The organism is Mycobacterium sp. NGS34 (assembly GCF_059812845.1).
This window is the reverse complement of sequence record NZ_JCALDM010000009.1, coordinates 183450-207477: the sequence shown is the minus strand read 5'-3', so window position 1 is coordinate 207477 and position 24028 is coordinate 183450. Positions and strand designations below refer to the sequence as shown.

23 protein-coding genes and 1 pseudogene are annotated in these 24028 nt (G+C 69.0%); 15 read left to right on the top strand and 9 right to left on the bottom strand.

Translation table 11 applies throughout. From position 1 onward, the window contains the following. The first annotated feature begins 95 nt into the window (after positions 1-95). Together AC5Y7V_RS22340 and AC5Y7V_RS22335 are read left to right on the top strand one after the other, a co-directional pair. Positions 96-1106, top strand: coding sequence for an AurF N-oxygenase family protein (locus AC5Y7V_RS22340; RefSeq protein WP_499882191.1), 1011 nt, complete (start codon positions 96-98; stop codon positions 1104-1106). Between the two features lie 18 nt (positions 1107-1124). Continuing rightward, entirely contained in the window at positions 1125-2813 is a 1689-nt protein-coding gene (locus AC5Y7V_RS22335) for an FAD-dependent oxidoreductase (RefSeq protein ID WP_499882190.1), read from the top strand. On the opposite strand, the gene AC5Y7V_RS22330 is transcribed toward AC5Y7V_RS22335, so the two are convergent. Both AC5Y7V_RS22330 and AC5Y7V_RS22325 read right to left on the bottom strand, forming a co-directional pair. Beyond that, positions 2810-3268, bottom strand: coding sequence for a VOC family protein (locus AC5Y7V_RS22330; RefSeq protein WP_499882189.1), 459 nt, complete (start codon positions 3266-3268; stop codon positions 2810-2812). The genes AC5Y7V_RS22335 and AC5Y7V_RS22330 overlap by 4 nt on opposite strands. Before the next feature lie 140 nt (positions 3269-3408). Then, the gene (locus AC5Y7V_RS22325) at positions 3409-4530 is read right to left on the bottom strand and encodes a citrate synthase 2 (RefSeq protein ID WP_499882188.1); all 1122 of its coding nucleotides are present in this window, start codon (positions 4528-4530) and stop codon (positions 3409-3411) included. Positions 4531-4602: 72 nt separating this feature from the next. Here AC5Y7V_RS22325 and pdxH point away from each other — a divergent pair, with 72 nt between their 5' ends. After that, positions 4603-5262 carry a pyridoxamine 5'-phosphate oxidase gene (pdxH, locus tag AC5Y7V_RS22320; RefSeq protein WP_499882187.1) on the top strand — a complete coding sequence of 220 codons (660 nt, stop codon included), beginning with the start codon at positions 4603-4605 and terminating at the stop codon, positions 5260-5262. A 177-nt stretch (positions 5263-5439) separates the two neighbouring features. Next, positions 5440-6735, top strand: a complete 1296-nt coding sequence (locus AC5Y7V_RS22315) for a citrate synthase (RefSeq protein ID WP_499882186.1) — start codon at positions 5440-5442, stop codon at positions 6733-6735. 42 nt (positions 6736-6777) lie between these two features. Here AC5Y7V_RS22315 and AC5Y7V_RS22310 read toward each other — a convergent pair whose 3' ends face one another. Next, a complete protein-coding gene (locus AC5Y7V_RS22310; RefSeq protein WP_499882185.1) occupies positions 6778-8361 on the bottom strand; it encodes a phytoene desaturase family protein in 1584 nt (527 codons plus the stop codon). 2 nt (positions 8362-8363) lie between these two features. Next, positions 8364-8627, bottom strand: a complete 264-nt coding sequence (locus AC5Y7V_RS22305) for a DUF2630 family protein (RefSeq protein ID WP_499882184.1) — start codon at positions 8625-8627, stop codon at positions 8364-8366. A gap of 107 nt (positions 8628-8734) precedes the next feature. Here AC5Y7V_RS22305 and arfA point away from each other — a divergent pair, with 107 nt between their 5' ends. From arfA to arfC (AC5Y7V_RS22285), 4 genes and pseudogenes are all read left to right on the top strand, one after another. Beyond that, on the top strand, positions 8735-9697 hold the full coding sequence (gene arfA, locus AC5Y7V_RS22300) for a channel-forming protein ArfA/OmpATb (protein ID WP_499882183.1): 963 nt from the start codon (positions 8735-8737) through the stop codon (positions 9695-9697). Positions 9698-9708: 11 nt separating this feature from the next. Continuing rightward, the gene (gene arfB / locus AC5Y7V_RS22295) at positions 9709-9861 is read left to right on the top strand and encodes a channel accessory protein ArfB (protein WP_499882182.1); all 153 of its coding nucleotides are present in this window, start codon (positions 9709-9711) and stop codon (positions 9859-9861) included. Further along, a pseudogene (gene arfC / locus AC5Y7V_RS22290) lies at positions 9858-9947 on the top strand (channel accessory protein ArfC); the annotation flags it as partial. The gene arfB and the pseudogene arfC (AC5Y7V_RS22290), both read left to right, overlap by 4 nt. A 15-nt stretch (positions 9948-9962) precedes the next feature. Then, positions 9963-11147: a channel accessory protein ArfC, sunset domain variant gene (gene arfC, locus AC5Y7V_RS22285; protein WP_499882216.1), complete on the top strand. Its 1185-nt coding sequence runs from the start codon at positions 9963-9965 to the stop codon at positions 11145-11147. A 75-nt stretch (positions 11148-11222) separates the two neighbouring features. Here the strand turns inward: arfC (AC5Y7V_RS22285) and AC5Y7V_RS22280 are convergent, their stop codons facing one another. Genes AC5Y7V_RS22280 through AC5Y7V_RS22270 form a run of 3 tightly spaced genes read right to left on the bottom strand, consistent with a single transcriptional unit; the run spans position 11223 to position 14498 of the window. Further along, positions 11223-12563, bottom strand: a complete 1341-nt coding sequence (locus AC5Y7V_RS22280) for a HAMP domain-containing sensor histidine kinase (protein WP_499882181.1) — start codon at positions 12561-12563, stop codon at positions 11223-11225. A 26-nt stretch (positions 12564-12589) separates the two neighbouring features. Then, complete coding sequence (gene prrA, locus AC5Y7V_RS22275) at positions 12590-13300, bottom strand: two-component system response regulator PrrA (RefSeq protein ID WP_142276448.1); 711 nt, start codon at positions 13298-13300, stop codon at positions 12590-12592. Positions 13301-13358: 58 nt separating this feature from the next. After that, complete coding sequence (locus AC5Y7V_RS22270; protein ID WP_499882180.1) at positions 13359-14498, bottom strand: FAD-dependent monooxygenase; 1140 nt, start codon at positions 14496-14498, stop codon at positions 13359-13361. Between the two features lie 101 nt (positions 14499-14599). Between AC5Y7V_RS22270 and AC5Y7V_RS22265 the strand changes: the two genes are divergently transcribed. Continuing rightward, positions 14600-15160, top strand: a complete 561-nt coding sequence (locus tag AC5Y7V_RS22265) for a TetR/AcrR family transcriptional regulator (protein ID WP_499882179.1) — start codon at positions 14600-14602, stop codon at positions 15158-15160. A gap of 37 nt (positions 15161-15197) precedes the next feature. Here the strand turns inward: AC5Y7V_RS22265 and AC5Y7V_RS22260 are convergent, their stop codons facing one another. Next, positions 15198-16694, bottom strand: a complete 1497-nt coding sequence (locus tag AC5Y7V_RS22260; protein ID WP_499882178.1) for a carboxyl transferase domain-containing protein — start codon at positions 16692-16694, stop codon at positions 15198-15200. Between the two features lie 26 nt (positions 16695-16720). Here AC5Y7V_RS22260 and AC5Y7V_RS22255 point away from each other — a divergent pair, with 26 nt between their 5' ends. Both AC5Y7V_RS22255 and AC5Y7V_RS22250 read left to right on the top strand, forming a co-directional pair. Further along, a complete protein-coding gene (locus AC5Y7V_RS22255) occupies positions 16721-17455 on the top strand; it encodes an enoyl-CoA hydratase (RefSeq protein WP_499882177.1) in 735 nt (244 codons plus the stop codon). 5 nt (positions 17456-17460) lie between these two features. Next, positions 17461-18579 (top strand): MBL fold metallo-hydrolase, encoded by a 1119-nt coding sequence (locus AC5Y7V_RS22250; protein WP_499882176.1) that lies wholly within the window; start codon positions 17461-17463, stop codon positions 18577-18579. On the opposite strand, the gene AC5Y7V_RS22245 is transcribed toward AC5Y7V_RS22250, so the two are convergent. Beyond that, positions 18557-19087 carry a hypothetical protein gene (locus tag AC5Y7V_RS22245; protein ID WP_499882175.1) on the bottom strand — a complete coding sequence of 177 codons (531 nt, stop codon included), beginning with the start codon at positions 19085-19087 and terminating at the stop codon, positions 18557-18559. The two genes, AC5Y7V_RS22250 and AC5Y7V_RS22245, sit on opposite strands and share 23 nt — an antisense overlap. A 249-nt stretch (positions 19088-19336) precedes the next feature. Here AC5Y7V_RS22245 and AC5Y7V_RS22240 point away from each other — a divergent pair, with 249 nt between their 5' ends. Genes AC5Y7V_RS22240 through AC5Y7V_RS22225 form a run of 4 tightly spaced genes read left to right on the top strand, consistent with a single transcriptional unit; the run spans position 19337 to position 24001 of the window. Continuing rightward, a complete protein-coding gene (locus AC5Y7V_RS22240) occupies positions 19337-20917 on the top strand; it encodes a serine hydrolase (protein WP_499882174.1) in 1581 nt (526 codons plus the stop codon). Further along, the gene (locus AC5Y7V_RS22235; protein WP_499882173.1) at positions 20914-23301 is read left to right on the top strand and encodes an HAD-IC family P-type ATPase; all 2388 of its coding nucleotides are present in this window, start codon (positions 20914-20916) and stop codon (positions 23299-23301) included. The genes AC5Y7V_RS22240 and AC5Y7V_RS22235 overlap by 4 nt, the downstream gene beginning before the upstream one ends. Before the next feature lie 34 nt (positions 23302-23335). Then, positions 23336-23518: an antitoxin gene (locus AC5Y7V_RS22230; RefSeq protein WP_499882172.1), complete on the top strand. Its 183-nt coding sequence runs from the start codon at positions 23336-23338 to the stop codon at positions 23516-23518. A 9-nt stretch (positions 23519-23527) separates the two neighbouring features. Further along, positions 23528-24001, top strand: coding sequence for a type II toxin-antitoxin system Rv0910 family toxin (locus AC5Y7V_RS22225; RefSeq protein WP_499882171.1), 474 nt, complete (start codon positions 23528-23530; stop codon positions 23999-24001). Positions 24002-24028: the final 27 nt, after the last annotated feature.

The following is a 24028-nucleotide window of genomic DNA, read 5'->3' as shown; positions in this document are numbered from 1 at the left end:
CACAGCCGGTCGGAGCGGTCTAGAAAATACCCGGTACCTGCGGTACTGTCTGGACATTGCACGTCCGAATGTAAACCTCGTTGGGGAGGCTTGGAATGGACAGGACGCGAACGGTCCGGCGTTGGCGGCGCAACATGGAAGTCCGCGATGACGCCGAGTACGTGAACATGCTTGCCACACTGTCCGAGGGGTCGGTGCGGCGAAACTTCAACCCGTATACCGACATCGACTGGGACTCACCGGAATTCGCGGTCACCGAGAACGACCCGCGGTGGATTCTGCCGACGACCGACCCGATGGGCCGGCACCCGTGGTATCTGGCCCAGTCGGACGAACGCAAGATCGAAATCGGCATGTGGCGGCAGGCCAACGTGGCCAAGGTGGGACTGCACTTCGAGTCGATCCTGATCCGCGGGCTGATGAACTACACGTTCTGGGTGCCCAACGGTTCGCCGGAATACCGGTACTGCCTGCACGAATCGGTCGAAGAGTGCAACCACACCATGATGTTCCAGGAGATGGTCAACCGCATCGGCGCCGACGTTCCGGGCATGCCACGCAAGCTGCGTTGGATTTCACCCGTGGTGCCACTGGTGGCGGGCCCGCTGCCCATTGCGTTCTTCATCGGGGTGCTCGCGGGCGAGGAGCCCATCGACCACACGCAGAAGAATGTTCTGCGCGAAGGCAAGTCGCTGCATCCGATCATGGAGCGGGTGATGGCCATTCACGTGGCCGAGGAGGCCCGGCACATCTCGTTCGCGCACGAATTTCTGCGTAAGCGGTTGCCGCAGTTGAGCCCGATGAAGCGATTTGTGGTGTCGATTTATCTTCCGTTGACCATGTGGCGGCTGTGCCGGGCAATCGTGGTGCCGCCCAAGGAGTTCTGGGTGAAGTTCGACATCCCGCGCGAGGTCAAAAAGGAGCTGTTCTTCGGGTCCGCGGATTCGCGAAAGTGGTTGCGCGACATGTTCGGTGATGTCCGGATGCTGGCCTACGACACCGGACTGATGAACCCGATCGCCAAGCTGGTGTGGCGGATGTTCAAGATGTACGGCAAGCCGTCGCGCTACCGCAGCGAGCCGCAGCGCCAGCACCTGGCCGCCTGACCGACCGCGAGTTCAGCTATGCCGCATGTCATTACCCAGTCGTGCTGCAACGACGGGTCCTGTGTCTTCGCGTGTCCGGTGAACTGCATTCACCCCACGCCGGACGAGCCTGGTTTCGCGACCGCGGAGATGCTTTACATCGATCCGGTGGCCTGTGTGGACTGCGGTGCGTGCGTGAGCGCGTGCCCGGTCGGCGCGATCGCGCCCGACACTCGGCTGGAGCCCAAGCAGCTGCCCTTCGTCGAGATCAACGCCTCCTTTTATCCCGAGCGGCCCGCCGGGGTGAAGCTGCCGCCGACGTCGAAGCTGGCCCCGGTGATCCCGGCCGCCGAGGTGCGGGCGCGCCGCCAGCCGTTGACCGTGGCCATCGTGGGATCCGGTCCGGCGGCGATGTATGCCGCTGACGAACTGCTTACTCAGCGCGGGGTGCGGGTCAACGTCTTTGAGAAGCTGCCCACGCCATACGGATTGGTGCGCGCCGGGGTGGCGCCGGATCACCAGAACACCAAAAGAGTCACGCGGCTGTTCGACCGCGTGTCCGGCCACCGCCACTTCCGGTTCTACCTCAACATCGAGGTCGGCGAGCACCTCAGCCACGCCGATCTGTTGGCCCACCATCACGCCGTGCTGTACGCGGTGGGCGCGCCCGACGATCGCAGGCTGGACATCGACGGCATGGGCCTGCCGGGGACGGGTACCGCCACCGAGTTGGTCGCGTGGATCAACGGGCATCCCGACTTCACCGATCTGCCAGTCGATCTCGGTCACGAACGCGCGGTGATCATCGGCAACGGCAACGTCGCCCTCGATGTGGCCCGAATGCTGACGGCGGACCCCGAGGACCTCGCCCGCACCGACCTCTCCGACCATGCGCTCGCGGCGCTTCGCCGCTCGGCGGCGCGGGAGGTGGTGATCGCCGCCCGCCGCGGGCCCGCCCATTCGGCGTTCACCCTGCCCGAATTGATCGGGCTGACCGGCGCCTCCGAGGTCGTGCTCGACGCCGCGGACCACGAGCGCGTGGCGAGCGATCTGGCGAGCGCTTCGGATCCGCTGACCAAGGCCAAGCTGGAGATCCTGAGCAAGCTGGGCGACGCTTCGGCGCCGCTGACGCGGCCGCGAATCCGGCTGGCCTATCAGCTCACTCCCGAGCGGGTGCTGGGCGAGCGGCGCGCGACCGGCGTGGAGTTCTCCGTCACCGGCACCGACGAGGCGCGCCGGCTCGAGGCGGGCCTGGTGCTGACGTCGATCGGCTACCGCGGCAAGGCGATTCGCGATCTTCCGTTCGACGAGTCGGCGGCCGTGGTGCCCAATGAGGACGGCCGCGTCGTCGACCCCGGCTCCGGCCGGCCGGTGCCCGGCGCGTACGTGGCGGGCTGGATCAAGCGTGGCCCGACGGGGTTTATCGGCACCAACAAGTCGTGCTCGGTGCAAACCGTCCACGCCCTGGTGGCCGACTTCAACGCCGGCCGGCTCACCGATCCCGTCGCCAAGCCGGAGGCGCTGGGCAGGCTCGTGCGGGCGCGGCGACCCGACGTCGTCGACTCGGCCGGATGGCGCGCGATCGACGCCGCGGAGATCGAGCGCGGCGGCCACGACGGGCGGCCACGCAACAAGTTCACCGCCGTCGCCGACATGCTTGCCGCGGCGGCCACCGCACCGCCGGCGCCGCCGCTGCGACGCCGGCTGGTGGAGCGGCTGCGCGGTTAGCCGGCGCCCTGCCCGGCCATCGCGGCTGCGATCTCGTCGGGGCTGACCTCGCGCACCGGCTGCCCCAGCGACCAGTGGTGGCCGAACGGGTCGGCGACCACGCCGTAGCGGTCCCCCCAGAACTGGTCGTCCAACGGGGCCACCACGGTGGCGCCCGCGTCGAGCGCCCGCTGGAACTTGGCGTCGACGTCGGTGACCGTCAGGTGAATGGTGACCGGGGTTCCGCCCAGCGACTTGGGTGTCATCGACTTGCCGCCACAGGTTTCCGGGAAGTCGTCGTTGAGCATCACCGCGAAGCCGTTGATGCGCAGCGCGGCGTGGACCAGCCTGCCGTCGGGACCGGGCACGCGGCCCAGTTCCTCGGCGCCAAACGCCTTGACGTAGAAGTCGATCGCCGCGGCGGCGTTGTCGACGACGAGGTGCGGGATAACTGCTGGTTCGACGTTGATCGCCATGGTGTTCTCCTTGTTGTCGGTCTCGGATGCCGGCCCAGGCGGGGGCCGGCTCACGGTTACTGACTCGGCGCGCGACCCAAACTCATCGCGGCCGGGACCATTCAACCGCCGGGCACCGACAACAAACCGACCGCGCGGAATCAGGCGTGGGTGAGAACCCGGTCCCAGCCCTCGACTTCTCCCGGGCTGCGCGGGCCCGGTCCCACATAGATGGCCGACGGGCGGACCAGCTTGCCGAGCCGCTTCTGCTCGAGGATGTGGGCGCACCACCCCGCGGTGCGTCCACAGGTGAACATCGCCGGCATCATGTTGGCCGGAACGCGGGCGAAGTCCAGGATGACGGCGGCCCAGAACTCGACGTTGGTCTCGATGGCCCGGTCCGGACGCCGCTCCCGCAGTTCGGCCAGCGCGGCCTGCTCCAGCGCAACCGCGACCTCATGGCGCGGGGCGCCGAGCCGCTCCGCCGCCGCGCGCAGCACGCGGGCCCGGGGGTCCTCGGCGCGGTAAACCCGGTGGCCGAAGCCCATCAGCTTGTCGCCGCGGTCCAGGATCGACTTGACCAGGCCGCGGGCGTCGCCCGTGCGCTCGACCTCCTCGAGCATCGGCAGCACCCGAGCTGGTGCGCCACCGTGCAGCGGGCCGCTCATCGCCCCGATCGCGCCCGACAGCGACGCCGCAACGTCGGCGCCGGTCGAGGCGATCACCCGCGCGGTGAACGTCGAGGCGTTCATGCCGTGCTCGGCGGCCGACACCCAGTAGGCGTCGATGGCCTCGACGTGCCGCGGATCCGGCTCGCCCTGCCATCGGGTCATGAATCGGGCTGTGACGGTTGGGCATTCGTCGATGACCCGCTGCGGGACGGCCGGTTGGTAGATGCCGCGCGCCGACTGTGCGACGTAGGACAGGGCCATCACCGAGGCCCGGGCCAGCTGGTCGCGGGCGGTGGCTTCGTCGGTGTCGAGCAAGGGCTTGTAGCCCCAGATGGGGGCCAGCATCGCCAGGCCGGCCTGCACGTCGACCCGCACGTCGCCGGTGTGGATGGGCAGCGGGAAGGGCTCGGCGGGCGGCAGCCCGTGGCCGAACTTCCCGTCGACCAGCAACGCCCAGACGTCGCCGAAGGTGACCTGCTGAGTGACCAGATCTTCGATGTCGACGCCGCGGTAGCGCAGCGCGCCGCCGTCTTTATCCGGTTCGGCAATTTCGGTGGTGAAGGCCACCACGCCTTCCAGGCCGGGGACAAAGTTTTCGGGGACAACAGTCATGGGAGAAATTCTCGCACCCCCTGTCCCGGCGGACGCTACCGGCCGGTAGCAACCGCCGGTAGCGTGGGCGCAATGGCTGGACCAGCAGAGGAACACCTGCAGAGGATGCGCGTGGAGTACGGGTCGGTCGAGAAAGACGGCAGCCCGGACCTGGATGCGGATTGGCTGGCCGACGGCTGGCTTGCCTTGTTCCGCAAGTGGATTGAGGACGCCGAGCGCGCCGGGGTGGCCGAGCCCAACGCGTTCGTGTTGGCCACCGTCGCCGAAGGCAGGCCGGTCAGCCGATCGGTGTTGTGCAAGAGCGCCGACGAGACCGGAATCACTTTTTTCACCAACTACGACTCGGCCAAGGGCTTCGAGCTGGCGGCCACGCCCCACGCGTCGGCCACTTTCCCCTGGTACCTGCTGGGCCGGCAGGTGCACATCCGCGGCGCGGTGAGCAAGGTCGACCCGCAGGTCACGCAGGACTACTGGGCCCAGCGGCCGCGCGGTTCGCAACTGGGCGCGTGGGCGTCGCACCAATCGCGCCCGATCGCCTCGCGCGCGGCGCTGCTCGAGCAGCTGAACGAGGTCACGGAGCGCTTCGCCGACTCGGAGTCCGTCCCGGTTCCGCCCAACTGGGGTGGCTACCTCCTCGCGCCCGAGGTGGTCGAATTCTGGCAGGGCCGGGAAAACCGGGTGCACAACCGGATTCGCGTCGCCGGCGCGCGGGTCGAGCGCCTACAGCCCTGAACGCCGACGCGGGCTATGAGGCCCGTCACACCCCGAATTCACCGGCGTTTAACCGCCGGACGGGCGCACGACCAGCGGACTCGACCCCGGGCAGGCGCGCCGCCGCCGCAACGACTACCTTCAGCAGTAAGCACCTAGTCAGGGCAGCCATACCAGCCAGAGCGCAAAGGGGTTCTCGTGGCCGACACCGACGACACCGCAACTCTGAAGTACCCGGGGGGCGAGATCGACCTGGAGGTCGTTCACGCCACCGAAGGAGCTGACGGCATCGCGCTTGGCCCGCTGTTGGCCAAGACCGGCTACACGACATTCGACAACGGCTTCGTCAACACTGCCTCTTGCAAGAGCTCCATCACCTACATCGACGGCGACGCCGGGATCCTGCGGTATCGCGGCTACCCGATCGAGCAGCTCGCGGAGAAGTCGACCTTCATCGAGGTCAGCTACCTGCTCATCTACGGCGAGCTGCCGAACAAGCAGCAGCTGGACGAATTCACCAACCGGATCCAGCGGCACACCATGCTGCACGAGGACCTGAAGCGCTTCTTCGACGGCTTCCCGCCCAACGCCCACCCGATGCCGGTGCTGTCGAGCGTGGTGAACGCCCTGAGCTCGTACTACCCGGATGCGCTGGACCCGGTGGACAACGGCCAGGTCGAGCTGTCGACCACCCGCCTGCTGGCGAAGCTGCCCACGATCGCCGCCTACGCCTACAAGAAGTCGATCGGACAACCGTTCCTCTACCCGGACAACTCGCTTTCCCTGGTGGAGAACTTCCTGCGGATGACGTTCGGGCTGCCGGCGGAGCCCTACCACGCCGATCCGGAAATCGTCCGGGCGCTGGACATGCTGTTCATCCTGCACGCCGACCACGAGCAGAACTGCTCGACGTCGACGGTTCGGCTGGTCGGCTCGTCGCGGGCCAACCTGTTCACCTCGATCTCCGGCGGCATCAACGCGCTGTGGGGGCCGCTGCACGGCGGCGCCAACCAGGCGGTGCTCGAGATGCTCGAAGAGATCCGCCAGAGCGACGACGACGTCACCGAATTCGTCCGCAAGGTGAAGAACCGCGAGGCCGGTGTCAAGCTGATGGGCTTCGGGCACCGCGTCTACAAGAACTACGACCCGCGGGCGCGCATCGTCAAGGAACAGGCCGACAAGATCCTGTCCAAGCTCGGCGGCGACGACGACCTGCTCAGCATCGCCAAGGAACTCGAAGAGGCGGCGCTGACCGACGACTACTTCGTCGAGCGCAAGCTCTACCCCAACGTCGACTTCTACACCGGGCTGATCTACCGGGCCCTCGGGTTCCCGACGCGGATGTTCACCGTGCTCTTCGCGTTGGGCCGGCTGCCCGGCTGGATCGCGCACTGGCGCGAGATGCACGACGAGGGCGACAGCAAGATCGGGCGTCCGCGCCAGATCTACACCGGGTACACCGAGCGCGACTACGCGACCATCAACGACCGGTAGTTTTCGGCCACCAGACGCAAAAGCCCCCTTTTTGGCACGGAATTAGGTGCTTTTGCGTCTGCTCGCGAGGGAAGCCAGCACGGCCATCGCGGCGTTGTGGCCGCCGATGCCCGACACCGCCCCGCCGCGGCGGGCGCCCGAGCCGCACAACATGATTCGTTCGTGGTCCGTCGCCACGCCCCATTGGCACGCGGGGGTGTCCAGCGGGTCGTCGTCGTCGGCGAACGGCCACGACAGCCCGCCGTGAAAGATGTTGCCCGCGGTCATGCCCAGCGTGCGGTGCAGGTCCAGGGTGGTGGTGGTCTCGATGCAGGCGCGGCCGTGCGCGTCCCTCATCAGGACGTCCTGAATCGGTTCGGCCAGAACGGTATTCAGCGACTCCAGCACCGCGTCGGTCAGCCGGTCGCGCAGGGCGCCGTCGTAAGCGCCGTCGAACAGTGAGTGCGGGGTGTGCAGGCCGAAGACTGTCATGGTGTGCGCGCCGGAGTCCCGCAGGGCGTCCGACAGGATGCTGGGGTCCGTCAGCGAATGGCAATAGGCCTCGCACGGCAGCGGATTCGGGATCTGCCCCCCGGCCGCGCGCTCATAGGCGGCGTCCAGCTGGGTCCAGGTCTCGTTGACGTGGAACGTCCCGGCGAAGGCCTGCTCGGGTGTGACGGCGGCGTCGCGCAACCGGGGCAGGCGGCGTAGCACCATGTTGACCTTGACCTGCGCCCCCTGGCCCGGGGCCGCCGGCCGCTCGCCGAGCAGTTCGGCCAGGATCGTCGGTGTGACGCCGGCCAGAACGAACCGGCCCCGCACCGAGCGCTCGTCGTCGCCGCGGCGGTAGCGCACCAGGCCGTCCGGTTCGACGCCGAAAACTTCGGCGCCCGTGATGATTTCGGCGCCGTGACCGGTGGCCGCCGCCGCCAGTGCCGCTGTCAGTGAGCCCATCCCGCCGACTGGGACGTTCCAGTCGCCGGTGCCCCCGCCCAGCACGTGATACAGGAAGCAGACGTTTTGGCGCAGCGACGGGTCGTCGAGGCGGGCGAAGGTGCCGATGAGCGCGTCGGTCGCGATCACGCCGCGCACCAGGTCGCTGCCGACCGCCTCGGCGATTGCGTGGCCGATCGGCTCGTCGACCATGGCGTGCCACGCGGCCGCCGCGCTGGGATCGCCGGCGTCGGTGACGTGCCGACGGGCCTGCTCGCGGGTGCGCAACGGCTCGAGCAGCGTCGGCCAGAGCCGCTGGGTGACCAGCCGGCAGCGTTGGTAGAACGCGGCGAAACGGGGCTCGTCCTCGGCGGCGCCGACGGCGGCGAACTGCCCGGGGCGCCCGATCAGCAGCCCGCTGCGGCCGTCGGTGGCGGGGTCGGGGGTGTACGACGAGAATCGCCGGCCGGCCAACCGCACGCCGATCCCCAGGTCCTCGACGATGCGGGACGGCAGCAGGCTGACCAGATAGGAGTAGCGCGACAGTCGAACGTCGACGCCGTCGAAGGCCCGCACGGACACCGCGGCGCCGCCGACCTGCGCCAGCCGTTCCAGCAACCGCACCCGAAGGCCGGCCCGGGCCAGGTAGCCGGCCGCGACCAGCCCGTTGTGGCCCCCGCCGACGATGACGACGTCGACCTCCGAAGGGGGCACGCTCAGCCCAGGTAGCCCTCGACCTCGTCCGGCGGGCGCACCTGCGCCTCGCGCGGGTCGCCCCCGGTCTCGCGTAGCGCCCGGCGTTGCCGCAGCAGGTCCCAGCACTGGTCGAGTTCGACCTCGAGCCGGCGCAGGCGTTCGTGCTCGTCGTCCGTGCTGATCTCGCCGTGCTGCAGCTGCGCCCGCAGGGTCTTCTCCTCGGCGACCAGCCCGCGGATGTGTGCCAGGGTTTCGCTGTCGGTCGGTTTGTTGCCGTTGGCCATGGGTCTAGTGTGCCCGACTTGCCAGGCGTTGCCGCGCGGACTGGGTAGGCTGCATATCGCCTGGAATATGCAAACGTCGGGGGAGCGAACCGAGGGGAGACGCAAAAGTGGGGGTAGGCACGGGTTTGCGGCATCCGTCCGCAAGCACCGACTCGGCGCCGGCGCCGGAGGTTCACCGGCCTTCGGCCGGCCTTCCCTGGCTGATCGCGGCGGCGTTAATTCCGTTGCTGATAGCTGCGATCGGCTACGGCGGGTTCGATCGACCGCGGCCCGCCCACGGGCCGGGCGGCCCGGTGCCGACGAGCACGACCGCAGCCCCCAAGGTGTCCCTGGCGCCGCTGTCAATCACCCGCAGCGGCAACGACATCACGCTCGTCGGCGACTTTCCCGACGACTCCGCCAAGGCGGCCCTGCTGAAGGCGGTCGGCGCCGCCCTGCCGCCGGGCGGCAACATCGTCGACCAGACCCGCATCAACCCCAACATCGACGCGCTCGACTTCTCCAAGGCCGCACCGATATTCAAAGCCGGCGCGGAAATTCCCGATTTCAGCCTCGTGGTCGGCGGGGACACGATCACCCTGGCGGGCACCGCGGCATCCCAAGACCAAAAGAACGCCATCAGTCAGCAGGCGATGCGCACGTGGTCCACCCTGAACGTCGTTGACAAACTCGCCGTCAACGCGCCGGTCCCGCCGCCCGCTGCGGCGCAATGCGCCGACCTGCAGTCGGCGATCAATGCCCTGACGGGCGGGCCGATTGTGTTCGCGAACGACGGGTTCAGCCTGACCCCGGCCGACAACCAGATCCTGATCCAGGTGTCGGGCAGGCTCAAGGCGTGCCCGGCAGCGCACGCCACGATCAACGGCTTCAGCGACAATTCCGGCGTCGAGGCGATCAACGTCGCTTTGAGCAGCCAGCGGGCCCAACGGGTGGCCGACTTTCTGATTGCCAACGGCGTCACGGGCGCTGTGCTGGTCGTCAAGGGTCTCGGTTCGGTCAACCCCGTCGCCTCCAACGACACGGTCGACGGTCGCGCCAAGAACCGCCGAGTCGAAATCGTTGTGAGCTAAGGAGATCGCGCATGGACTTCGTGATCCAGTGGGTGTGGTACCTGCTCGCTTTCCTGGCGGGTTCGGCCGTCGCCCGCGTGATCTCCAACATCTTGAACAAGCGCGTCGTCGTCGAGGAAGTCCCCGTGGCCGCGAACCGGCATGAGACGGGCGACGAGGGATGACGCACGTGCACTGGTGGATGTTCGCCCTGGCATTCGTGATGGGGTTGGTGTTGACGCTCGCGTTGACGGTGCGCCCCGTCAAACGCCAGGTGCCAGTGGTGATGCCGATTGACCACGGGCCGGCGCCGGAGACCGAACCCGAGCGGCCCACGAGCGTGATCCCCGTCGAGCATGAGGCGATTTCGGTTGCCCAAGAGCGGCCGACGACGACGATCTCCGTCCCGCATGACCTGTTGATGACGAAGCCCCCCGCCGCGGAAGTGCCTGAGACGACGAAGGTTCCGGACGCCGAAGAGCGGCCGACGATAACGATCCATGACCTGTTGATGTCGCATCCGCCGGCCGCGAAAGAGCCTGAGAAGCCGCAGGTTCCGGCCACGGACGAGCGGCCGACCGAGATGGTTCCCGTCGAGCAGGAGGCGCCGCCGAGTCCGCCCGCGGACGAGCCGCCGACCACGGCCCCGGCCGCGGAAGAATCGCCCAAGCCCGCCCGATCGTTCCGACGGTTCATGCCGAAGCGGTCGCGGACCGCCGAAGACCCGGCGACGGAAATCATCCCGATCGATCGCCTGGCCGAGCTCGCGGAGCTTCCCGTCGAGCCGGAGTCCACGCCGACGGAGACTCCCACCGACCAAGAGCCGACCGCCATGATCCCGGTCGAGCCGGAGCCCGAGACGACGCAGATTCCCGTCGACCAAGAACCGCCGACGGCCATGATCCCCGTCGAGCCGGAACCCGAGACCACCGAGATTCCCGTCGTCCCGGAGCCGCCGGCCGCCGCGGCGGAAAAGGCACCCAAGACCGGATTTTCGTTCCTTCGCCGATTTTTTCCAAAGCGTGAACCGGCCGCTGGAAAACCGGCGGGCAAGCGACCGGCCGCGAAAAAGGCGCCGGCGAAGAAGGCCCGCCCAGCCGCCAAGGGATCGCCGACGAAGAAGATTCCGCCCGGCAAGAGGCCGCCGCCGCGCAAGGTTGCGCCGGGCAAGCGGCCACCGGGCGCCAAGCCACGCCCGGCGAAGCAGGCCCCTGTCGCCAAACACCACGAGTCGCCCACCAAGTGGATCCCGGTGCTGCCGTACGAGCCCTACGGCCCCGGATCCGCGCGCGCCACGCCGGATGGCGGCGGGCCGGCGGGCTGGCTGGTGAAGGGCCGCTCGGATACCCGGCTCTACTACACGCCCGACGACCCGGCCTACGACCCGACCGTCGCGCAGGTCTGGTTCAAGGACGAGGCGGCCGCGGCGCGGGCGTGTTTCACGCCGTGGTGCAAGAGCTCGAGGAAGTAGCCCGCGGCCGAACGTCGACTAGTTGCGCCAAAACGCGCGATTCCCCGCCACAACTCGACGTTCGACGTGAAAAGGTTAGGTCGGGGCGGGGATGCGCAGCAATAGCCGCGCGCCGCCCAGCGGGCTGTCTTCCAGCGAGGCCGTCCCACCGTGCAGGTGCGCCTGCTGGGCCACCAACGCCAGCCCCAGGCCCGACCCCGAATGCGAGGCCGTCGACCCGCGCGAGAACCGCTCGAACACCACCTGGCGCTCGGACTCCGGGACCCCGCCGCCGTTGTCGTCGACGGCGATCTCGACCCCGGCGCGCGAGCTGACCGCCGACAGTTGGACCTGGGTGGCGCCGCCGTGTTTGACGGCGTTGGCGATCGCGTTGTCGACGGCGAGGCGCAACCCGGCGGGCAGGCCCACGATGATGCAGGTCGGCGAGGGCACCAGGGAGACATCGAGGTCGGGGTAGACGCGCATGGCGTCGTGCGCCGCGCGGTCGAGCAACTCGGTGATGTCGACCGGCACCTGATCGTCCGACGTGGACAGCTCGCCCTGGGCCAACCGCTCCAGCGCGCTCAGCGTGGCCTCGATGCGCGCCTGGGTGCGGATGACGTCGCTGACCACCTCTTTGCGTTGGTCGTCGGACAGGTCGAGGGTGGTGAGCACCTCGAGGTTGGTGCGCATCGCCGTCAGGGGGGTGCGCAGCTCGTGGGAGGACACCGCCGCGAAGTCGCGGGCCGACTCGAGCGCCTCCTTGGTCCGGTTCTGCTCGTCCCAGATGCGCTGCAGCATCCCGCGCATCGCCTCGGCGATCTCGACGGCCTCGCTGGCGCCGTGCACTTCGACCCGCGGCGCCTCGTCGCCCGCGTCGATCGATCGGGTCTGCTGGGCCAGCTGTTTGAACGGCCGCACCGCGAATACCGCCAGCAGCCAGGCGAATACGGCCGCCGCGCCGATCGCGAATCCGCAGATCAGCATGACCCGCCGGTGCAGGTTGTTGGTCTCGGCGATGGTGGCGTCGTAGGTGGCGCCGACGGCGAGCGAACTCGGTCCCGGCCCGGGTATCTCCACCGTCCGGACCCGGTAGCGCACACCGTTGACGTAGGCATCGCCGTAGTCGCCGTCGAGCTTGGGCAGCGTGACGTCGGAATTCGACTTGACCAGGTTGCCGCGGCGGATCGTCATGATCGCGTCGCGGTCGTTCGGTGAGCGCGGGATTTCGTCGAGACCGCGCGGCAGGAAGGGGATCGCGAAACCGGCGGCCTCGTCGAGGCGGCGGTCCAGCCGTTCCTTGCGGTCGTTGGTGATCCCGACCCAGACGACGGCGCCGACGATCAGCACGGGAATCGCCGCGCCGATGGCCGTCGCGAGCACCACCCGGGTCCGCAGCGAGGGCGTACGGGCAAAGATCCGGGACAGGAGGTTCATGACTGTGACATCTGGCTACTGCATGGCTACTGCATTCGCAGCACGAACCCGACTCCGCGGACGGTGTGCAGCAGCCGGGGACCGCCGTTGGCTTCCAGCTTGCGACGCAGGTACCCGATGAACACGTCGACGACGTTGGTGTCGGCGGCGAAGTCGTAGCCCCACACCAGCTCCAGCAGCTGCGCGCGGGACAGCACCGCGGTCTTGTGCTCGGCCAGCACCGCGAGCAGGTCGAACTCGCGCTTGGTCAGGTCGACGTCGACGCCGTTGACCCGCGCGCGCCGCCCGGGGATGTCCACCTCCAGCGGGCCGACCGTGATGGTTTCGGAGGACGAGGTGGCGGTGGAGCCGCGGCGGCGCAGCAGCGCCTTCACCCGCGCGACCAGCTCGGCCAGCACGAACGGCTTGACCAGGTAATCGTCGGCGCCGGCCTCCAGCCCCGCCACCCGGTCGTCGACCGAGCTGCGGGCGGACAGCACGCAGACCGGCACGTCGTTGTCCATGGCCCGCAGCGCCGTGACGACGCTGACGCCGTCCAGCACCGGCATGTTGATGTCGAGCACGATCGCGTCCGGCCGCGTCTCGGTGGCGCTGCGCAACGCCTCGGCACCGTCGACCGCCGTCGATACCTCGAATCCGGACAGGCGCAGGCCACGCTCCAGCGAGGCGAGTACGTCGGAGTCGTCGTCGACGACCAATACCCGGGGCGAGGTGGGACCAGTGTCCATGCCGCCCATCTTGCCTGATTGTCGGCGGTGGCGGTGGGAGGCGCGGCTCAACAGCGGGCGGCCGCGATCAGCGGCGACTCAGGCCGCTGAGCTGGACCGCGAGCTGCCGCCGCACGGCGGGGACCTGCGCGGCCAGGCGTATCCCCGAGTTGCGGATCGGGCGCAACGGGCGCGGCAGGGTGGACATCCGGGTCAGGCGTCCGGTCAGCGTGAGCACCTGCTCGGCCCATCGCCGCTGGGTGGCGGCGTAGGTGTCCAGGGCCGTATCGGGGCCGCCGCCCAGCACTTCGGTGAGCGCGCCGGCCAGTGCGATCGCGTCGGTGATGCCGAGGTTCATGCCCTGGCCCCCGGCGGGGCTGTGCACGTGGGCGGCGTCTCCGGCCAGCAGCAGCCGGCCGGCCCGGTAGGTGTCGGCGACCCGGTGGTGGATGTGGAACCGCGTGCCCCACAGCAGTTCGGTGACCGCCAACTCGCCGCGTCCGAAGGTGCGGGAATCCAGCAGCGCCTGCACGAACTCGACCGTCGGCGTCTTCGGTGCGTCCGCGGTCGGCGCGACTATGCGGAAGATGTCGCCGGGCAGCGGGGCCACCACGGTCAGGCCTTCCTTGGCGTAGAACAGGATCACCTCGTCGCGGGGCGCCCCGCCCGCCAGGCGGACGTCGGCGAGTACGAAGGACTCGGCGAATTCGCTTCCCGTGAAACCGATTCCGGCCTGTTCGCGCACCGTGCTGTGCATGCCGTCGGCGCCGACGACGTAGCCGGCCCGAATGGTGTCGCCGTCGTCGAAGGCGGCGGTGACGCCGTTTTCGTCCGGGGTGAGCCGGCGCAGGGTCTTGGGCCTCAGGACTGCGCCGCCCAGCTCGTGCAGTCGCCCCAGCAGCAGCCGTTCGGTGTCGGCCTGGGAGAGCATCAGGCTGTACGGATACTTCGTCGGGAGCTCGCTGAAGTCGACGGGGATCAGGATTTGCCGGCCCGCGCGCATGGTGAACCGCCGCGCGATCAGCCCTTCTTTGACCATCCGCCGGGCCACGTCCAGCCCCTCGAGCACCTCGAGCGTGCGGGCGTTCACCACGGCCGCGCGGGTGGTGTTCTGGCCCTCGGCCAGCGCGTCCACCACGACCGCGTGGACCCCCTTGGCGATCAGGGAAGCGCCCAGTGCGAGGCCGGTGGGGCCCGCGCCTACCACCAGGACGTCGGTGTCGTTCATGGTTGGCTCCTCTCTTGACATAAGTCAACGCTTGTTGACCTGATTCCATGCTGGCGCGTCGGACGCCGGATGTCAACAGTTGTTGGCCTACAATCGTTGACATGAAGAGGTCTTCGGAGCGGACCAAGGCCGCGATCCTGGCGGCGGCCCGCGAGCGGTTCGGCGCGTCGGGTTTCCAGGCCGCCACCATTCGGGCGATCGCCGCGGACGCCGGGGTGGATCCCGCGATGGTGATGCGCTACTACGGCAGCAAGGACAAGCTGTTCGCGGCCGCGGCGGACTTCGACCTCCGATTCCCCGAACTCGCCGCGGGTGACCGCGCGCAGGTCGGGCGGGCGGTGGTCCGGCACTTTCTGGAACGCTGGGAGGGCGACGAGGCGCTGGTCATCCTGCTGCGATCCAGCGCCACCAATGGTGAAGCCGCGCAACGGATGCAGGAAATTTTCGGGACCCAACTGGAGCCGCTGGTCGCCACGCTGGTGCCGGCCGGGGAGTCCGGGGTGCGGGCGGGATTGATCGCCACGCAGATCTTGGGCATGGCGTTGTGCCGCTTCGTGTTACGGCTGCCGCCGGTCGTCGCGATGAGCCGCGACGAGATCGTCGACTGGCTGGGGCCGACGATCCAGCGTTACCTCGGGGTGGCGGCGGACGCCGAGACTTAAACGGCTGCGACGCGCGCCGGCGTGTCGTGTGCGCGAGTTAAGTGTCGCGTTGGCGGGCGGTGCGGGGCAGGCCGATGCGCCGGTAGCGCCCCAGCCGCGCGGCCAGCCGCTCGGCGGGCGGGACCTCGCGCAGCGCCCGCACCTCGGCCGCGATGGCGCGGGACAGCCGTTGGGAAAACTCGGTCGGTTCGTCGGCGGCGTCGGGATGCTCTGGGACGATGGCGTCGACGATTCCGGAGTCCAAGAGATCGGCCGACCGAATGCCTTGGGCCCCAGCGAGTTCCGGGGCATGGACAGTGTCGCGGTACACGATCGCGCTGGCGCCCTCCGGCGGCAGCGGCGCCAGCCAGCCGTGCAGCGCGGCCAGCACCCGGTCGGCGGGCACCATCGCCAGCGCCGGCCCCCCGCTGCCCTGGCCCAACAGCACCGACACCGTCGGCGTCTCCAGCGTGACAAGCTCGGCCAAGCACTGCGCGATCTGGCCGGCCAGCCCGCCCTCCTCGGCCTCGGTCGACAGCGCGGGTCCGGCGGCGTCGATGAGCAGCACCAGCGGCAGCCGCAGCTCGGCGGCCAACGCCATGCCGCGCCGGGCCTCACGCAGCGAGGCGGGCCCGACGAGCCCCCCGCTGACCCGCTGCTGACCCAGGACCACCGCGGGCTGGCCGTTGAAGCGGGCCAGCGCCAGCAGCGTGGTCGCCGCTTCACCGCGACCCGTGCCGGACAGCAGCACGCAGTCGGTGGCGCCGTGCCGCAGCAGGTGCCCGACGCCCGGCCGGTCCGGCCGTCGTGACGCCACGACGGAGTCCCACGCCGACACGTCGGGCGTCGGCTCGGGTGGCGACGCCTCGGGCAGCGCGCCGGGCGGATCGGCGATCACCCTCAGCGCGCGATCCAGCATCGGGCGCAGCTCGTCGAGCGCAACCACGCCGTCGATCACCCCGTGCCGCTGCAGGTTCTCCGCGGTCTGGACGCCGGCCGGGAACGGTTCGCCATAGAGCAGCTGGTAGACGCGGGGCCCGAGGAACCCGATCAGGGCGCCCGGCTCGGCGATCGTGATGTGGCCCAGCGAGCCCCACGACGCGAACACCCCGCCGGTGGTCGGGTGGCGCAGGTAGACCAAGTAGGGCAGGTGTTCTCGCTTGTGCAGCGTGACAGCAGCGGCGATCTTCACCATTTGCAGGAACGCGACCGTGCCCTCCTGCATGCGGGTGCCGCCGGAACTCGGCGAGGCCAGCAGCGGCAGCCGCTCGGCGGTCGCGCGTTCCACGGCGGCGGTGATCCGTTCGGCCGCGGCCACGCCGATCGAGCCGCCGAGGAAGTCGAACTCGCACACCACGACCGCGACGCGGCGCCCGAATATGCGGCCCTCGCCGGTCAGCACGGCTTCGTCCCGGCCGGTTGCGGCCCGGGCGTCGGCGAGCTCGCGCGCATAGGACTCGGACACCGGCACGGCCATCGGATCGCTGTCCCAGCTCACGAAGGAGCCCTCGTCTAGCACGGCATCCCGGAGTTGATCGGTCGTGATACGAGTCACCATAAGAGGCTATATAGGCTGGGTGAATGATCGGCGTCACCCAGACCGAAGCCGTTATGACCATCGAGCTGCAGCGGCCCGAGCGCCGCAATGCGCTGAATTCCCAGCTCGTCGACGAGTTGCGCGAGTCGATCCAGAAGGCCGGCGACGACGGGTCGACGCGGGTGATCGTGCTGACCGGCCAGGGCACCGTGTTCTGTGCCGGCGCGGACCTGTCCGGAGACGTATTCGCCGCCGACTATCCCGACCGGCTCATCGAGCTGCACAGGGTCATGGACGCGGTTCCCGTACCCGTGATCGGTGCCATCAACGGGCCCGCAATCGGCGCCGGCCTGCAGCTGGCCATGCGATGCGATCTGCGGGTCGCCGCACCGGACGCGTTCTTCCAGTTTCCAACCTCGAAATACGGCCTGGCCCTTGATAACTGGAGCATTCGCCGATTGTCTTCGCTGGTCGGACACGGACGGGCCCGCGCGATGCTGCTGACCGCGGAGAAGCTCAGCGCGGAGGAGGCGCTGCAGACCGGAATGGCGAACCGCATCGGGACGCTGGCCGACGCGCAGGCCTGGGCCGCCGAGGTATCGCACCTGGCGCCGCTGGCGATACAGCACGCCAAGCGGGTGCTCAACGACGACGGCGCCTACGAGGAGCAGTGGCCCGAGCACAAGGAGCTCTTCGACCGAGCCTGGGCGAGTCAGGACGTCGTCGAGGCGCAGGTTGCGCGGATCGAGAAGCGGCCACCGAAGTTCCAGGGAGCCTGACAGGTATGCCGCGGGGGGCGCTGCGACTGGCCGCCGGCACGGCCTCGCTGGCGGTCGGCAGTTGGTTGGTGCGCGCGCTGCACGGCGCCCCGGCCGCCCTGGGTGCGTCGCCCGCGTCGATCCGCGCGGTGGCCCAGGGGTCGCCGCACTATTCCGACGGCGAGTTCGTCAACCTCGACCCCGCGTCGGTCTACCAGATGGATCGCGAGGAGCTACGGCTCATCGTCTGGGAGTTCCTGGGTAACCGCGGCGGCAGCCGTCCGAAGGCGCCGATCCCGCTCGCCGCCCCGCAAATCTTCGACGGGGACGCCGCCCGGCTGGCCGTCAGCTGGTTCGGTCACTCGACGGCGCTGCTGGAAATCGACGGCTACCGCGTGCTCACCGACCCGGTGTGGAGCAATCGATGCTCGCCGTCGGACACCGTCGGGCCGCAGCGGCTGCACCCCCCGCCGGTGCAACTGGAGGGGCTGCCCGCGGTCGACGCGGTGGTGATCAGCCACGACCACTACGACCACCTCGACATCGACACCGTCATGGCGCTGGCGCACACGCAGCGCGCCCCGTTCTTCGTGCCGCTCGGGGTGGGGGCCCACCTGCGCGCGTGGGGGATTCCCGAGCACCGCATCGTCGAACTCGACTGGCATCAGGGCGCCAAGCTCGACGAGCTCACGGTGATTTGCAAGCCGGCGCGGCACTTTTCGGGCCGCTTCTTCGACCGCAACACCACGCTGTGGGCGTCCTGGGTCTTTCTCGGTCCCCGCCACCGCGCCTATTTCGGGGGCGACACCGGCTACACCAAGAGCTTCACGCAGATCGGCGCCGACCACGGCCCGTTTGACCTCACCCTGCTGCCGATCGGCGCCTACAACACCGCGTGGCCGGACATCCACATGAACCCCGAGGAGGCGGTTCGCGCGCACCTGGACGTCACCGACTCGGGTTCGGGGCTGCTGGTGCCCGTCCACTGGGGGACCTTCCGGCTGGCGCCCCACCCGTGGGCGGAGCCCGTCGAGCGCCTGCTGGCGGCGGCAACCCCCGCGAAGGTCGACGTGGCCGTGCCGCTGCCCGGCCAGCGCATCGATCCCGCCGAACCGCGCAGGTTCAACCCGTGGTGGCGGCTCTGACCCGCTCGTAGACCGTCACCCGATCGTGTTGGCCCCACCATTGGACCGGCTGGCGGGAATCGACCTCGGTCCAGTGGGTATCGAGTATCCGGTGCATGCGATCGTCTCCCGTGGGGCCGCCGTGGCCGGCGCCGACGTAAATGACACGATTTCCCTTGTAGGCCAGCAGGATTCGCGCGCCGACATCCTGGCCGTAGGGCGGCCACGAGAGGAACAGCGTCCTGTCGGGGTGCAGCGCCGCCGCTTCCGCGCAGTCCTTCGCACCGACCTCGGCGTACAGGTGTTCGTCGTGCCATCCGTTGGTGATCAGGTCGGCACCCGGGTTTAGGTCGTAGCAGACGACGCCGACGCCCGCCTGTGCGAGCAGGTAGGCCCAATAGCCCGTCCCCGCGATCGGATCCACCAGGCCGCCGTGCGCGTGGTCCACGACGAAGCTCACGGTGTCGGGATCGGGGATGGTCCAGCAGTATTTCCGGACAAGCAGCTGCCGGTTCGGCGCGCGCGCCATGCTTTCTTCCACGCTTCGGTCCAAACGAAATTCGCCGACCACGGGGTTGCCCCGGAAACTGTCGGCCTCGACGCAATCCCTGACGGACTCCCAGTAGGGATTGTCAATGTCCAAATGGTCCGTGTCGAAGACCTTTCCTAGCGCTGTCTTGGAAATAAATGTGCGGCCGCGTCGTGTCCGCGGGGGGTCCGGAATGTTAAATCGATTGTCGTTCCGGCGGGCATTGTTGTCGCGCTAAAGTGTGCGGCCATGACGAAACGCGCGGCAACTGCGGCGACGGTGGCTTTGCTCGCGTTGACGGGATGCGGCCCCGCGCAGCCGGTCTCTGGGCCGCCGCCCGCGCTGTCCGACGCGCCACCCAACGAGGTGTCGGGCCTGGCCATCCCCGCCGGCCGCGTCGACGAGGCCGTGGCAAAGGTCGACGGCCTCGTCGGCGACTTGATGAAAAGCACCGGCATCCCCGGAATGGCCGTCGCCATCGTGCACGGTGGAAAGACCATATACGCCAAGGGATTCGGTGTCAGGGACGCGAGCAAGGGCGATGCGCAGGACAACAAGGTGGGCGCGGACACCGTCTTCCAATTGGCGTCGGTGTCCAAATCCGTCGGTGCGACGGTGGTGGCGCGCGAAGTGGGCGACAACGTGGTCACCTGGGACACGCCCGTGGTGTCGAAGCTGCCGTGGTTCGCGCTGGGCGACCCCTACGTCACCGGCCACGTGACCGTCGCCGACCTGTACTCGCACCGATCCGGGCTGCCCGACCACGCCGGTGACAAGCTGGAGGACCTGGGCTACGACCGCCGGCAGGTTCTCGAACGCCTCAAGTACCTGCCCCTGGCCGCCTTCCGAAACAGCTATGCCTACACCAACTTCGGGGTGACCGCGGCCGCCGAGGCGGTCGCGGCGGCGGCGGGCAAGCCGTGGGAGGAGCTGTCCGCCGACGTGCTGTACCGCCCGCTGGGGATGACGGCCACGAGTTCGCGGTTCGCCGACTTTCTCGCGCGGCCCGACCGCGCGGTCACCCACGTCAAGGTCGGCGACAAGTGGGAGCCGCGCTTCCAGCGCGATCCGGATCCGCAGTCGGCCGCGGGCGGGGTGAGCTCATCGGTCAACGACATGGCGCACTGGCTGATCATGTTGCTGGGCAACGGTACTTACCAGGGTCAGCGCATCGCGCCCCCGGAAGCCCTGCTGCCCGCCACCACCGCGCAGGCCGTCTCGGTTCCCGCGACGACGCCGAAGGCGCGGTCCGGCTTCTACGGTTACGGCTTCAACGTGTCGGTGACCTCGTCGGGCCGCACCGAGTACAGCCATTCCGGCGCTTTCTCGCTGGGGGCGGCGACGAATTTCGTGGTTCTGCCGTCCGAGGATCTGGGCATCATCGCGCTGACGAACGCGGCGCCCATCGGCGTGCCGGAGACGCTGACCGCCGAATTCATGGATCTGGTGCAATACGGACAGATTCGCGAAAACTGGGCCGAGAAGTACAAGCAGGCGATCGGCTGGATGAACAACCCCGAAGGGTTGCTGGTCGGCAAGCAGCCCCCGGCCAACCCCGCGCCCGCCCGGCCGGCGCACGACTACGCCGGCGTCTACGCCAGCGACTACTGGGGCCCGGCCGTCGTCACCGAGCGCGACGGCGCGCTGCAGCTGTCGCTGGGACCGAAAAATCGGACCTTCCCGCTGACGCACTGGGACGGCGACACCTTCACGTTCACCGTGACCGACGAAAACGCCCCGCCCGGAACGGTTTCCAAAGCTATGTTCACCGGCAACACGCTGAACCTGGAGTACTTCGACTCCGACAAGCTGGGGACCTTCACCCGATGATCGCGGGCCTCACCGATGCCGAAGTGGCCCAGCGGGTGGCCGAGGGCAAGACCAACGCCGTCCCCGAACGCGCCACCCGCAGCGTCGCCGCCATCGTCCGCGCCAACGTCTTCACCCGGATCAACGCGATCCTCGGCGTTCTGCTGCTGATCGTGCTGGCGACGGGCTCGGTGATCAACGGGCTGTTCGGCCTGCTCATCATCGCCAACAGCGTCATCGGCATGGTGCAGGAGATCCGGGCCAAGCAGACGCTGGACAAGCTGGCGATCGTCGGGCAGGCGAAACCGTTGGTGCGCAGGCAGTCCGGGACCACCAACCTGATGCCGAGCGAGGTCGTGCTCGACGACATCATCGAGCTCGGCCCCGGCGACCAGGTGGTCGTCGACGGCGAGGTCGTCGAGGAGGAGAACCTCGAGGTCGACGAATCGCTGTTGACCGGCGAGGCCGACCCGATCACCAAGGTCCCGGGTGCGGCGGTGATGTCCGGCAGCTTCGTCGTCGCCGGCGTCGGTGCCTACCGCGCCACGAAGGTCGGGCCCGAGGCCTATGCCGTCAAGCTCGCCGAGGAGGCCAGCAAGTTCAGCCTGGTGAAATCCGAACTGCGCAACGGCATCAACCGGATCCTGCAGTTCGTCACCTACCTGCTGGTGCCGGCCGGTCTGCTGACGATCTACACGCAGTTCTTCACCACGCACGCCGGCTGGCGGCAATCGGTGCTGCGGACGGTCGGCGCGCTGGTGCCGATGGTGCCCGAGGGGCTGGTCCTGCTGACGTCGGTCGCGTTCGCGGTCGGGGTGATTCGGCTCGGCCAGCGCCAGTGCCTGGTGCAGGAACTGCCCGCCATCGAGGGATTGGCGCGCGTCGACGTGGTGTGCGCCGACAAGACCGGCACCCTGACCGAAAGCGGGATGCGGGTCGCCGAGGTAGTCGAGCTCGCGCAGTCCCAGCCGGTCGCCGACGCGCTGGCCTCCCTGGCCGCGGCCGACGCGCGCCCCAACGCCAGCATTCGCGCGATCGCCGAAACCTACGACGGGCCGCCGGGCTGGATCCCTACCGCCACCGCGCCTTTCAAATCGGCCACCAAGTGGAGCGGCGTGTCCTTCGGTGACCGCGGCGACTGGGTGATCGGCGCGCCCGACGTGCTGCTGGATCCGGAGTCGGAGGCCGCCGAACGGGCGGAGGGCATCGGAGCCCAGGGGCTGCGGGTCCTGCTGCTGGGCCGCGGCGACGTGGCCGTGGACCACCCGGACGCGCCGGGCCGGGTCACCCCCGTCGCGCTGGTGGTGCTCGAACAGAGGGTGCGACCTGACGCCCGCGAGACTCTGGCTTATTTTGCCGCCCAAGATGTTTCGGTCAAGGTGATCTCGGGCGACAACGCGGTGTCGGTCAGGGCCGTCGCCGGCAAGCTCGGGCTGCGCGGCGACACCATGGATGCCCGCCAACTTCCCACGGACCCGGCCGCGCTGGCCGACACGCTGGACAGCCACACCACCTTCGGGCGGGTGCGGCCCGACCAGAAGCGGGCCATCGTGCGGGCGCTGCAATCGCACGGCCACAGCGTCGCGATGACCGGCGACGGCGTCAACGACGTGCTGGCACTCAAGGACGCCGACATCGGCGTGGCGATGGGCGCCGGCAGTCCCGCCTCGCGGGCGGTGGCGCAGATCGTCCTGCTGGACAACAGATTTGCCACGCTGCCGTACGTCGTCGGCGAGGGCCGGCGGGTAATCGGCAACATCGAGCGGGTCGCCAGCCTGTTCTTGACCAAGACGGTGTACTCGGTGCTGCTGGCGCTGTTCGTGGGCATCGAATGCCTGCTCGCCAAGCCGCTGCACGCCGACCCGCTGCTGTACCCGTTCCAGCCGATCCACGTCACCATCGCGGCGTGGTTCACCATCGGGATCCCGTCGTTCATCCTGTCGCTGGCACCCAACAACGAACGCGCGTACCCGGGCTTCGTGCGCCGGGTGGTGTCGTCGGCGCTGCCGTCCGGGCTTGTCGTCGGCGCAGCGACGTTCGCCTCCTACCTGGTGGCCTACCACGGGCGACACGCCACGTTCCGGCAACAGGAGCAGGCGTCGACGGCGGCGCTGATCACGTTGCTGGTGACCGCGCTGTGGGTGCTCGCGGTGGCCGCGCGGCCCTACCAATGGTGGCGGGTGGCCCTGGTCGTGTTCTCCGGCCTGGCCTACGTCGTGATCTTCAGCCTCCCGCTGGCGCAGGAGAAGTTCCTGCTCGACCCGTCCAATGTGGCATTGACGTCGACCGCGCTGGGGATCGGCGTGGTGGGCGCCGCCGCGATCGAGGCGACGTGGTGGATCCGGGCCCGGCTGCTGGGGGTGCGGCCGCGGCTGTGGCGGGAGCCGGCGACGGCCGGCAAGTAAAATTCCAGGCGAATCCTCGGGGAAGGACGCGCAGATGGGATTCCTGGACAAGGCGAAGGGCCTGTTGGCGCAGAACGCCGACAAGGTCGGGACGGCGATCGACAAGGCCGGCGAAATCGTCGACGACAAGACGCAGGGCAAGTACACCGACACCATCCACAAGGTGGCCGAAGAGGCGAAGAAAGCTGCAGACGGCGCCGCTCACGGGGATCAGTAGAGCTGAACCATGGCGAAACTTTCCGGATCGATCGACGTCCCACTGCCGCCCGAGGTCGCCTGGAAGCACGCCTCCGACCTGTCCCGGTATAGGGAATGGCTGACCATCCATAAGGTGTGGCGCAGCACATTGCCCGACGACATCGATAAGGGGACGGTCGTCGAATCGATCGTCGAGGTCAAGGGCATGTACAACCGGATCAAGTGGACGGTCGTGCGGTACAAGCCGCCGGAGGGTATGACACTGAACGGCGACGGTGTCGGCGGGGTGAAGGTCAAGCTGATGGCCAAGGTGCGGCCCGCGGACGAGGGCTCGACCGTTGGCTTCGATGTGCACCTCGGTGGTCCCGCGCTGTTCGGGCCGATCGGCATGATCGTGGCCGCCGCGCTGCGCAGCGACATCAACCAATCGCTGCGGAACTTCGTTCGGGTGTTCACCGCCGCCGATCCGCACACGAACGGAGACGGTGGCGTCCGTCGCTGATCGCGCGGCCGATGAGTTTTCGGGTCG

Bases quoted from the DNA above. Each gene is read 5' to 3' on its own strand.
- prrA (WP_142276448.1), bottom strand. From the start codon at position 13,300: ATGGGCGGCATGGACACTGGTCCCACCTCGCCCCGGGTATTGGTCGTC.
- AC5Y7V_RS22330 (WP_499882189.1), bottom strand. From the start codon at position 3,268: ATGGCGATCAACGTCGAACCAGCAGTTATCCCGCACCTCGTCGTCGAC.
- AC5Y7V_RS22255 (WP_499882177.1), top strand. From the start codon at position 16,721: ATGATCGGCGTCACCCAGACCGAAGCCGTTATGACCATCGAGCTGCAG.
- AC5Y7V_RS22340 (WP_499882191.1), top strand. From the start codon at position 96: ATGGACAGGACGCGAACGGTCCGGCGTTGGCGGCGCAACATGGAAGTC.
- AC5Y7V_RS22305 (WP_499882184.1), bottom strand. From the start codon at position 8,627: ATGGCCAACGGCAACAAACCGACCGACAGCGAAACCCTGGCACACATC.
- AC5Y7V_RS22245 (WP_499882175.1), bottom strand. From the start codon at position 19,087: ATGGCGCGCGCGCCGAACCGGCAGCTGCTTGTCCGGAAATACTGCTGG.
- pdxH (WP_499882187.1), top strand. From the start codon at position 4,603: ATGGCTGGACCAGCAGAGGAACACCTGCAGAGGATGCGCGTGGAGTAC.
- AC5Y7V_RS22250 (WP_499882176.1), top strand. From the start codon at position 17,461: ATGCCGCGGGGGGCGCTGCGACTGGCCGCCGGCACGGCCTCGCTGGCG.
- AC5Y7V_RS22325 (WP_499882188.1), bottom strand. From the start codon at position 4,530: ATGACTGTTGTCCCCGAAAACTTTGTCCCCGGCCTGGAAGGCGTGGTG.
- AC5Y7V_RS22335 (WP_499882190.1), top strand. From the start codon at position 1,125: ATGCCGCATGTCATTACCCAGTCGTGCTGCAACGACGGGTCCTGTGTC.
- AC5Y7V_RS22270 (WP_499882180.1), bottom strand. From the start codon at position 14,498: ATGAACGACACCGACGTCCTGGTGGTAGGCGCGGGCCCCACCGGCCTC.
- AC5Y7V_RS22235 (WP_499882173.1), top strand. From the start codon at position 20,914: ATGATCGCGGGCCTCACCGATGCCGAAGTGGCCCAGCGGGTGGCCGAG.
- AC5Y7V_RS22240 (WP_499882174.1), top strand. From the start codon at position 19,337: ATGACGAAACGCGCGGCAACTGCGGCGACGGTGGCTTTGCTCGCGTTG.
- AC5Y7V_RS22280 (WP_499882181.1), bottom strand. From the start codon at position 12,563: ATGAACCTCCTGTCCCGGATCTTTGCCCGTACGCCCTCGCTGCGGACC.
- arfB (WP_499882182.1), top strand. From the start codon at position 9,709: ATGGACTTCGTGATCCAGTGGGTGTGGTACCTGCTCGCTTTCCTGGCG.
- AC5Y7V_RS22230 (WP_499882172.1), top strand. From the start codon at position 23,336: ATGGGATTCCTGGACAAGGCGAAGGGCCTGTTGGCGCAGAACGCCGAC.
- AC5Y7V_RS22225 (WP_499882171.1), top strand. From the start codon at position 23,528: ATGGCGAAACTTTCCGGATCGATCGACGTCCCACTGCCGCCCGAGGTC.
- arfC (WP_499882216.1), top strand. From the start codon at position 9,963: ATGCCGATTGACCACGGGCCGGCGCCGGAGACCGAACCCGAGCGGCCC.
- AC5Y7V_RS22265 (WP_499882179.1), top strand. From the start codon at position 14,600: ATGAAGAGGTCTTCGGAGCGGACCAAGGCCGCGATCCTGGCGGCGGCC.